The 9,863-nt window shown below is 37.4% G+C and carries 4 protein-coding genes; 3 read left to right on the forward strand and 1 reads right to left on the reverse strand.

Going from position 1 to position 9,863, the window contains the following annotated elements; all coding sequences use genetic code 11:
* Together mnmH and AC3DU7_RS15550 are read left to right on the forward strand one after the other, a co-directional pair.
* Positions 1-1,023: tRNA 2-selenouridine(34) synthase MnmH (gene mnmH / locus AC3DU7_RS15545; RefSeq protein ID WP_488040236.1), on the forward strand; the 1,023-nt coding region annotated here is incomplete at its 5' end.
* 196 nt (positions 1,024-1,219) lie between these two features.
* Complete coding sequence (locus AC3DU7_RS15550) at positions 1,220-4,720, forward strand: hypothetical protein (RefSeq protein WP_488040237.1); 3,501 nt, start codon at positions 1,220-1,222, stop codon at positions 4,718-4,720.
* Positions 4,721-5,719: 999 nt separating this feature from the next.
* On the opposite strand, the gene AC3DU7_RS15555 is transcribed toward AC3DU7_RS15550, so the two are convergent.
* Positions 5,720-6,529: an SDR family oxidoreductase gene (locus AC3DU7_RS15555; protein WP_488040238.1), complete on the reverse strand. Its 810-nt coding sequence runs from the start codon at positions 6,527-6,529 to the stop codon at positions 5,720-5,722.
* 1,236 nt (positions 6,530-7,765) lie between these two features.
* Here AC3DU7_RS15555 and AC3DU7_RS15560 point away from each other — a divergent pair.
* On the forward strand, positions 7,766-9,274 hold the full coding sequence (locus tag AC3DU7_RS15560) for an alanine/glycine:cation symporter family protein (RefSeq protein WP_488040239.1): 1,509 nt from the start codon (positions 7,766-7,768) through the stop codon (positions 9,272-9,274).
* The last annotated feature ends 589 nt before the right edge of the window (positions 9,275-9,863 follow it).

Genomic DNA, 9,863 nt, shown 5'->3' on the forward strand with positions numbered 1-9,863 from the left:
CTAATGGCAAAATCCCTGAAACCTGACGCATTTTTCCAAACACCAGGAGTCATTCTCGATGTTCGTAGTCCCGGCGAATATGCTCAAGGTCATATTCCTGGAGCTGTTAATTTTCCTCTGTTTAATAATGATGAACGTGCTTTGGTTGGGACTTGCTACAAACAAAAAGGTAAAGATGAAGCAGTCGAATTAGGGTTAGCGATCGTCGGTCCGAAATTAGCTGATTTTGTTGCCCGTGCTAAGGTATTAGCTCCAGAGCGTCAAGTTAGAATTCACTGTTGGCGAGGTGGAATGCGTAGCGCTTCTGTTGGTTGGTTACTAGAAACCGCAGGATTTAATGTTGCTCTACTTATTGGCGGTTATAAAGGGTTTCGACGTTGGGCGCTTTCTCTATTTTCGGTTCCCCAAAAAATTATTATTCTGGGGGGGATGACTGGCAGTGGTAAAACTGAGATATTGTCTGCTCTGGCTTCTATGGGAGAACAAGTATTAGACTTAGAAGCTCTTGCTAACCATCGGGGTAGTAGTTTTGGTGCTTTGGGGCAGTTGCCTCAACCTACTAATGAACAATTTTGGAATGCGATCGCCATGGAATGGGCAAAGTTTGATAGAAGTCAATTTTTATGGGTTGAAGCGGAGAGTAAGCGTATTGGAATGTGTCGTATTCCCCAGGAAATTTTTGACCAAATGGAAAGGGCGAAAGTTATTGAAATAAGTCGCAGTCGTCAGGAAAGAGTGGAATTTTTGGTGGAAATTTATGGAGAAGCGGATGTTAATGATTTGATTTCTGCAACAGAGCGTATTAGGAGGCGGTTAGGGGGTGCGCGGGCACAACAAGCAATTAATTTTCTGAGGGAAGGAAATTTGGCAGCAGCTTCAGATTTAATACTTTACTATTATGACAAAACTTATACTTACGATTTGGAAAAAAGAGGAGTTAGTATTCATAAAGTAGATGTTTCTGGTTTATCGGCGGTTGATGCTGCCGTTTTAGTGCGGGAAAAAAGTCAACAGATATATTAGGGTTTGCTGAAAAATTATGAGTGGTAGGGGTAGGAGCCAGAATCCAGAATTCAGAATCCAGAATTCAGAATCCAGAATCCAGAAGTCAGGAGGAATGGGAATTATAGAAGAAGTAGTCAGAATAATAGTACCTTATTTTTGGGAAATGGTATAACTGCTATATAATATCAACTGCATTCCTAAAATCTGAAAAACTATGACTGACAAACTTAAGAGTTTTCTTGCATTAGCAAAGCAGAGGTACAGAATAACACTTACTTCTGTTGAGCAAAAGTTATTAAAGGCTATTGTTAAAGGAGAAGTTGCTGATTATCAAGTTAAATCCCCAGAACTTACTTTGCTTAAGAAAGGGTTAGATTTAGAACTTTTAAAAGAACAATTAAAAGGGTTAGAAGATGTAGAAAATTTAGAAGATTTGGAAGGTTTAGGTTTAGAAAAATTAAAGGAGTTAGAAAAGTCAGAACATCCAGAAGAGTTAAAACTGTTATTAGGAGCTTTAGCTAAAGAAAAGGAATTTAATCATCCAGCTACAGCAGAATCATGGGGAGAAAAGCGGATATTATCGGCTAAGTTTATTGAATGGTTATGTACAGATGTGGAAGCTTTTAAATATTTTACTAATCATGGTTTACAGGTTTGTGGAGCTAAGATTTCGGGGAAATTAAATCTTGAGTTTGTTAAATTTGAAAGTTTATTGTATTTCACAGAATGTGTTTTTGTAGAAAAAATTATTCTGAAGGGAGCGAAGGTAGAAGCAGTCAAGTTTGATGGTAGTCATGTTGTTGGAATTAATGCTGGGCTGATTGAAGTTAGGGGCAGTTTATATCTACAAAATGGCTTTCAGAGTGAGGGTGAGGTAAGCTTATCTGAAGCTACTATTGGTGGTTTACTCGTTTGTATTGGAGGTCATTTCTCCAATCAAGAAGGATATGCGCTCAATGCTCAGAATATAGAAGTCAAAAGAGGTGTTTTTCTCAGAGAAGGTTTCAAAGCTGAGGGTAGAATCAGTCTATCTGGAGCAACTATTGGTGGTCAACTTGATTGTAGTGGAGGTCATTTCTCTAATCAAGATGGAAATGCAATCTGGGCTGATAATATAGAAGTCAAATCTTCTGTCTTTCTTAGCAATGATTTCAAGGCTGAGGGTAGAATCAGTCTATCTGGAGCAACTATTGGTGGTCAACTTGATTGTAGTCAAGGTCATTTCTCTAACCAAGATGGAAATGCAATCTGGGCTGATAATATAGAAGTCAAAGCTTCTGTCTTTCTTAGCAATGATTTCAAGGCTGAGGGAGGGGTCAGTCTATCTGGAGCTACTATTGGTGGTGTACTCTCTTGTCGTAGAGGTCATTTCTCTAACAAAGAAGGAACTGCGCTCAATGCTGAGAGTATAGAAGTCAAAGGTGATGTCTATCTGAGTAATGATTTTAAGGCTGAGGGTAGGGTAAGTCTATCTGGAGCTACTATTGGTGGTATACTCAATTGTTTTAAATGCCATTTCTCTAATCAAGGAAAAGATGCACTCTTTGCTCAAGATATAGAAGTCAAATCTAATGTCTTTCTGAGTAATGGTTTTAAGGCTGAGGGTAGGGTAAGTCTATCTGGAGCTACTATTGGCGGTCAACTTTCTTGTATTAGAGGTCATTTCTCTAACAAAGAAGGAGATGCGCTCAATGCTCAGAATATAGAAGTCAAAGAATCTGTCTTTCTCAGAGAAAGTTTCAAAGCTGAGGGTAGAGTCAGTATATCTGGAGCTACTATTGGTGGTATACTCTCTTGCCGTGGAGGTCATTTCTCTAACAAAGAAGGAGATGCGCTCTTGGCTGAGAATATAGAAGTCAAAGGTGATATCTATCTAAGTAATGATTTCAAGGCTGAGGGTAGGGTAAGTCTATCTGGAGCTACTATTGGCGGTCAACTTTCTTGTAGTAGAGGTCATTTCTCTAACAAAGAAGGAGATGCGCTCTTGGCTGAGAATATAGAAGTCAAAGGTGATATCTATCTAAGTAATGATTTTAAGGCTGAAGGTAGAGTCAGTATATCTGGAGCTACTATTGGTGGTATACTCAATTGTTTTAAATGCCATTTCTCTAATAAAGGAAAATATGCGCTTTTTGCTCAAGATATAGAAGTCAAATCTAATGTCTTTCTGAGAAATGATTTCAAGGCTGAGGGAGAAGTTAGTCTATCTGGAGCTACTATTGGTGGTCAACTCTCTTGTCGTGGAGGTCATTTCTCTAATCAAGGAAAATATGCGCTCTTTGCTCAAAGTATAGAAGTCAAATCTAATGTCTTTCTGAGAGAAGGTTTCAAGGCTGAGGGAGAAGTTAGTCTATCTGGAGCTACTATTGGTGGTGTACTCTCTTGCATTAAAGGTCATTTCTCTAATAAAGGAAAAGATGCACTTAATGCTCAGAATATAGAAATCAAAGGTGATGTCTATCTGAGTAATGATTTTAAGGCTGAGGGAGAAGTCAGTATATCTGGAGCTACTATTGGTGGTCAACTCTTTTGTCGCAAAGGTCATTTCTCTAATCCAGAAAAATACGCGCTCGATGCTCAGAATATAGAAGTCAAAACTAATATCAGTCTAACCAATGGCTTCAAAGCTGAAGGCAAAGTAGATTTAACCGCAGCAAATATTAAAGGAAATCTTGACTGCACCAAAGGCAACTTTTCCAACGAAAAAGGAACTGTTTTATCTGCCGAAGGAATCAATGTTGACGGTGATATTTTATTAGATAAAGGAACTTTTCAAGGGAATATTTACTTAGTTAGTGCCAGAGTTGACGACACATTAAGTATGGTCAAAATTAAACAAGAAAAAGTAACTTTCCCACTCTATCTACGCCTCCTACATCCTTTCATTAAAAATATAAAAAAGAATCGAATTGCATCACTACTTCAAACAGAATACCAAAGAATAGAATCTCACTACATGAAAATAGACCTACAATTTGCCAGAATAGGTCGCCTCAGAGACGACGAACAAAGTTGGCCTCAAAAAAACAATTTAAACCTTGATGGTTTCATTTATCAGAAACTCGGTACAGACGATAATATAAAAGTTCTTAAAGATGCCAAAACCCGCCTCAAATGGCTGAGACTACAACCAGAATTTTTTCCTCAAACATACGAACAACTAGCCGAAGTATTAAAAAAAGAAGGCGATCCAGATGCCGCCACAGAAATATTAATCCATAAAGAAAGAGACATTAGACCAAAACTCAACAGATTAAGTAAATTTTGGAATTACTTTCTAGATATAACAATTGCATACGGCTATAAACCCACAAAAGCCTTAGTTTGGAGTTCTATTTTTATATCCATTGGTTGGAATTTATTCGCTTTAGGTCATTACAATTGTTCCAACTCAATATCCAATAATAAATGCCTATTTTCACCAGCTTCAGAAATTAGCCCATATACCGAAGAAACTAACAATAAAACCATTGATATAGACTATCCAGAATTTAACTTCTGGTTATATTCATTAGACACATTCATCCCCATAGTTGACCTACATCAACAAACATATTGGCTGCCAAATTCTCAAAAAGGTCAAGAAATTCCATTAATATTATTCAAAGTAAAAGCAGGTCGCTTATTAAGATGGTACTTATGGGTTCACATAATCTTTGGTTGGATATTAACATCCCTCTGGGTAGCAGGTTTCAGTGGTTTAGTTCGTGGTTAGGGAAGTCAGTTATCAGTTATCAGAAATTATATCAGGTCGCATTAATTAACCACAATATAAAAAGACGGGTAGTCCTGCATAGTAATGATAGATGAGGATAAATAGCGCTGCTTCATGGGAGCAAGATGCTCCCACTACCGTTTCCTTGACCAACATAATTACAATAAACCACCATTACAATGCACCACTACCAAAAGACGGTATAGATAATCTAGTCATCTAAAGATGACTTAAGCTATCAGTCAAGGATTGAAATCCTTGGCTTGGCTTGGGAAGGTTGGCTTGGGGAGATTGGCGAGCCATCGGGTATAAAGTTGTGTGGCTTTGTCATCCGTCAATCCGCCAAGCCAAGAAATAAATTTCTTTGCTCACAGCAGAAGTCATCTTTAGATGACTAAAGATAGCTGATTTATTATGGCTAATTAAAATGAAGGCAGACTTTAGAAGGCAGAAGTTACAGCATATTTCAGGCAGATGAAAATATTGTAGTGCGGGCATCTTGCCCGCGACGGGTGTACCTCACGTTTGAAAGCATTATAAAACTGGGTTTTGCTGTACCCATAGCTCCGCTAAACGCTAACATTATCAAACTATGTTTTGCTGACGCATAGCTCCGTTAAACGCTCACACGATCAAACTACGTTACGCTAGCGCGATCGCACTCCCACTCACTTATTCTTAATTATCTTTATTTTTCATTTTAATAAGCACCAACGCAGAGCGAATTACTTACTTCAAAAATACACCAAAATCTCCTTCAAATCAATATTGATGTATTCCTTACATATCAATGCTTTTGGTTATTTACCAAAAAAGCGCAATAACTACGTTTTGCTATGCTATAACAGCCTGTTTTTCCCCCTAAATAGCTCATTTGAACTTTTTTGGCAAAAATTAGTTTAAATTCCAAATATTTTTTAGAAAAAATATAAGCTTAACTAATATATTTTTTTTTGACCCACTGTTGGACATAAATTGTCCATTCTTTCCCCCTACTCCCTACTCCCTACCTAAAGTTTGAACCACAATTAAATCCATATACCACTGAATTATTGGTGCCAAGAAACTATGAAGTTTATCGAGCAAAGTCATTTCCAAACCAGGAGCGATCGCGAAAGTTTTCTTCTTCATCCCCCGCACAATTTCAACAGCCATATCTTCTGCACTCCAGACTCCAGAAGTTGCAGTAATACGTTTAGTTTCCAAAGGCTTAGTTTTATTCTCTACTTCCAACTGTGGCGTATCTGTATCTGGCGGATAAACTACAGAAACAGAAATTCCAGACAATTTCAACTCTCCACGCAAAGATTCTGCTAAACCTCTAATGGCAAATTTACTAGGGCAATAAGGAGTATAACCATAAATTCCAATTAAACCAGCACCAGAAGAAATCATCACAATATGCCCTTTTTTTTGTTGTTCCATCATTGGTAAAACCGCCCGCACGCAATAGAGGGAACCAAAATAATTAATTGCCATGGTCTGCTCAAAAATTTCTATTGGCAACTCTCGAAAATAACCAGGGTGAGAAATACCAGCAGCAGTAATCAACAAATCTGGCGTACCTATTTCTTTCACTGCTTGATGGATGGCAGTTTCTGTTGCTTCCGGGTTTGCAACATCTGTGGGAATAGTAATAATTTTTTGTTTTGGGTTAAGGATAGTAGCATTTATTTCTGCTTTTGCTGCCTCCAGTTTTTCTGGGTTACGAGCAATAATTGATATATTGCTTCCTTCTGTAGCAAGTAGTTTAGCTATTTCCTTACCTATACCACTAGAACCACCCGTGATAATTGCGTGTTGCCACATAATTTTCTAGTAAATCTTAACCATAAAATTAGATTTTACCACAGTAGTTTTAAAGACAGTATTTAAGACTAAAAATGGGTGCATATCAATTTTGAATAAAGCCAAAAACTTATCGCTTTTAGGGAACAGGGAACAGGGAATAGGGAATAGGGAATAAGAAAAAAATATTTTTGCAAATATTGAGATGCACCCCTAAAAATTAAATATAAAATCAATAAATTTGTTCTTTTTGTACTCGATTTGACTAATATTTGTATCGAATTGATTATAATTATTGTGGTTATACTAAACCTGATATAAATACTTAATAAACAAATTAAGTGTAATTTTACAATTAGTAATTAGTTGATTTCATTCGTCATAGAATAGAACATTTAGAGCATGAATAAAATTCAATATTTCTTGGTATTATAACTGATAATTGAAATAACTCTATAATATTAATTTGTAATCTAGCTGGAATAATAAATGTTAGCGTTAATTTTTACTACTTCTATCTTTTACCTTTAATTAAGACTGACCTACTTATAGATAGTATTAAATAGACATTTAGTGAGAAATAAATAAGCATTTTATTTAGCCATTTTATAAGACAGCAATAAAATTGTAAAATTCATAAAATAAACCATTTTTCGTAGTCTTGTTACTCAAAAAAATCTCTTACCGAATAATTAAGTTTTAAAGCCTCTCCTTTCAAGGATAAAAGCGTTCGATATTCGGATATTCCCGAAGGGCGGGATGGCTCGGTATCCTCGCGGGCCGACCATCGACCAAAAGAAAAGAAAAAATTTTCCCTACCACGTCAATCCTCTTCTTTTCAAAAAGAGGTAATTATTAATTAGGGCTTGCTGATTAATTCTAAAAGTATTGACTGATATTGATTTTAGCGTTTTAGAGTTGAAAAAAGTACCAGCTTTTAGGTAGCAAGAGCTGCATAAAGTTAGTATCTTAGGATGATTATGGCAGAAAAATTGAGAGACAATTCTTAACTCCTACCTCTTCGCTCATTCCCATGTCTCCTATCTCCTGTCTCCTGTCTCCTCCCCCAGCAAAAAGACTTTATTCAGCAAACCCTAATTATTAATTATTAATTGTTCCCTATCCCTATTTCCCAAATTTAAGATGTTTTATATACGACTAAAATCAGATATCTATATGCTATATGCCTGAAATATTGATAAATTAATGCTATAAATGTCTAATTAAACAAAAATGATTAGTAGGTAAAGTTTAAATATGAAAAGACAAACTTGGCTATATATACTCCTATTTCTATTAATACCAACTGTTGCCTTAGCCCAAGAACCTGAAGCAGGTCAGACTTTTATTGAAACCATCGATAAAACCTTTTCAAGTTTCGTAGGTGTAATATTTAGTATTCTTTTCTTCAAAATCGGTGGCTTTCCCTTCATAGTTTTATGGCTACTTATAGGTGCAGTTTTTTTCACCATCCGAATGCAATTTATTAATATTCGAGCCTTTAAACACGCTATTGATATCGTGCGTGGAAAATATGACGACCCCAATGACCAAGGAGAAGTTTCTCACTTTCAGGCTTTAGCAACAGCATTGTCCGGAACAGTAGGATTGGGTAATATTGCAGGTGTAGCTGTAGCTGTGAGTATCGGTGGCCCTGGTGCCGCATTCTGGATGACAATTGCTGGTTTTTTTGGCATGACCAGTAAATTTGTAGAATGTACCTTAGCTCAAAAATATCGCATTGTTCAACCAGACGGTACTATTTCTGGTGGCCCAATGCGTTATTTGTCCGCAGGTTTAGCAGAAATGGGACAGAGGACTTTTGGCAAGATTTTAGCTGTGCTATTTTCTGTATTGTGTATTTCTGCTGCTTTCGGTGGCGCTAATATGTTCCAGGCCAATCAGTCTTATGGTGCAGTTGCTAATGTATTACCAGGTTTGCCTAGTTGGGTTTATGGTTTGGTACTAGTAGTCCTAGTTGGATTAGTAATTATTGGTGGAATTCAACGCATTGGTATGGTGGCAGGTACTCTTGTGCCTTTGATGTGTTTACTATATGTTTTGGCTTCCTTATTTATTCTTTTGGTTAATATTACAGAAATTCCTGGGGCAATCGTGACTATTATCTCTGGTGCTTTTGTCCCCAAGGCAGTAGAGGGTGGTATTATTGGCGTAATTATTCAAGGGTTTCAGCGCTCCGCTTTTTCTAATGAAGCTGGAGTGGGTTCGGCAGCGATCGCTCACTCTGCGGCCAAAACTGATGAACCTATTCGTGAGGGTTTAGTAGCATTGTTGGAGCCATTTATTGATACTATTGTGGTCTGTAATATGACTGCTTTGGTAATTGTGATTACTAAGGTATATAGTGCAGATGAATTTGCTGCTTTGCGTGAAGCTAAGAAAGGTGCAGAGTTAACTTCGGCTGCTTTTGGTACTGTTTTGGGATGGTTTCCAATTTTATTGGCGATCGCTGTTTTCTGTTTTGCCTTTTCCACAATGATTTCTTGGAGTTACTACGGCGAACGTTGTTGGGATTATTTATCTGGTGGTAGAGGGTTGATTATTTACAAAATCTTGTTTTTGGTTGCTGCTTTTGTTGGTTCGGTATCAAACCCTTCTTCAGTAATTGATTTTAGTGATGCGACTCTGATTTCGATGGCTTTTCCTAATATCTTGGGAGGCTATTTTTTATCTGCTCAAGTAGCAAAGGATTTACAAAATTATATGGGTCGTCTTAGTAGAGGAGAAATGAGACCTGCTCAGTAGGGGAGTGAGGGAGTGAGGGAGTGGGGGAGTAGGGGATATGGTAATCAAATATAGCCAGAACTTACGCAAATTGACTATTAAACCACCATTTGTAGGAGTAAATAGTATTCTCGATCGTTATATGTAGGGCTTGCTGAATAAATCTAAAAGTCTTTGCAGATAAAGGTAAGTGCCTTTTTAGGTATTGAAAAAGTACCTGGTTTTGAGCTATTAGAGCTCAAAAAGGAGCATATTTTGGGCCAGATAGGGGAAGAACAATCTTGGGACGATTCTTCTGACTACCTCTTCTATAATTCCCATTCCTCCTGACTTCCTCCTGATTTCTGGATTCTGGATTCTGGCTCCTACCCTTACCACTCATACTTTTGAGCGCAAACCCTATGTAGAGTCTCTGCGTAAGTCCTGATAGCATTACTATTAGACATCTGGTCATTTCAGTTATCAGTTATCAGTTATCAGTTATCAGTACCTCTTGCTTCAGCAAGAGGCTTGAAGTACGGAATTATTTTTTCTCTTGGTCGATTAGATATGGCGAAGGTTTCCTCGCCATCTCTCGACCGCTTTTTATCCCCTTAAAAGGGGAGGCGCA

This window comes from Okeania sp. (assembly GCF_983059655.1).